The organism is Variovorax sp. CF313 (genome assembly GCF_000282635.1).
Classification (GTDB): domain Bacteria; phylum Pseudomonadota; class Gammaproteobacteria; order Burkholderiales; family Burkholderiaceae_C; genus Variovorax.
This window is the reverse complement of the sequence record NZ_AKIW01000163.1, coordinates 1-1,044: the sequence shown is the minus strand read 5'-3', so window position 1 is coordinate 1,044 and position 1,044 is coordinate 1. Positions and strand designations below refer to the sequence as shown.

The window sequence follows — 1,044 nt, the reverse complement described above, 5'->3', positions numbered from 1 at the left end:
ACCCAGTTGTTGGATCGCCACCTGGCTGTTGTCGGCCGTGTAGGTCCAGCTGCCATCGGCCGCGAGCGTGAAGCTGCCATAGCCGTTGCTGCCGCCGGTGCCGGTCTGAGGCGTGAAGTTGGATTGGCCCTGGTCGACATCGGCAATCGTCAGCGCACCGCCGGTGCTGAGGTTCGGCATCGAGGCATCCTCGGTCACCGCACCGCTGGCGACGCCGCCGATCACCGGCACGTCGTTGGTCCCGGTGATCGTTACCGTCACGAGTTGGCTCGCCGTGCCGTCGGACGAGACTGCAGTGAAGCTGTCGCTGATCGATTCACCGGCGCCCAGCTGTTGGATCGCCGCTTGGCCATTGTCGGCCGTGTAAGTCCAGTTGCCGTCGGCTGCCAATGCGAAGCTTCCGTAGCCGTTGCTGCCGCCGGTGCTCGCCTGTGGCACGAAGTTCGACTGGCCTGCATCCATGTCGGCAATCGTCAGCGCGCCGCTGGCCGCGAGACTGCCACCGGACACCGCAACGTCCTCTTGCACTGTAGCGCTGGCCACACCACCAATCGTCGGTACGTCATTGGTGCCGGTGATCGTCACCGTCACCACCTGGTTGGCCGTCCCATCTGACGAGACTGCAGTAAAGCTGTCGCTGATCGACTGACCTGCACCAAGCTGTTGGATCGCCGCTTGGCTGTTGTCAGCCGTGTAGGTCCAGTTGCCGTCGGCTGCCAATGCGAAGCTGCCGTAGCCATTGCTGCCGGCCGTGCTCGCTTGGGGCGCGAAGTTCGACTGGCCCGCATCCACGTCGGCAATCGTCAGCGCACCACTGGTGCTCAGGTTCGGCGTCGAGGCATCCTCGGTCACCGCGCCACTGACCACCCCACCGATCACCGGCACGTCATTGGTGCCAGTGATGCTCACCGTCACCACCTGGCTGGCGGTCCCATCCGACGACACCGCGGTGAAGCTGTCGCTGATCGATTGACCTGCAGCCAACTGCTGGATCGCCGCCTGGCTGTTGTCGGCCGTGTAGGTCCAGCTGCCATCGGCCGCGAG

General features: G+C 64.8%; 1 protein-coding gene. It reads right to left on the bottom strand.

The window, feature by feature from the left end; all coding sequences use genetic code 11:
• Positions 1–1,044: VCBS domain-containing protein (locus PMI12_RS26245; RefSeq protein WP_007838812.1), on the bottom strand; the 1,044-nt coding region annotated here is incomplete at both ends.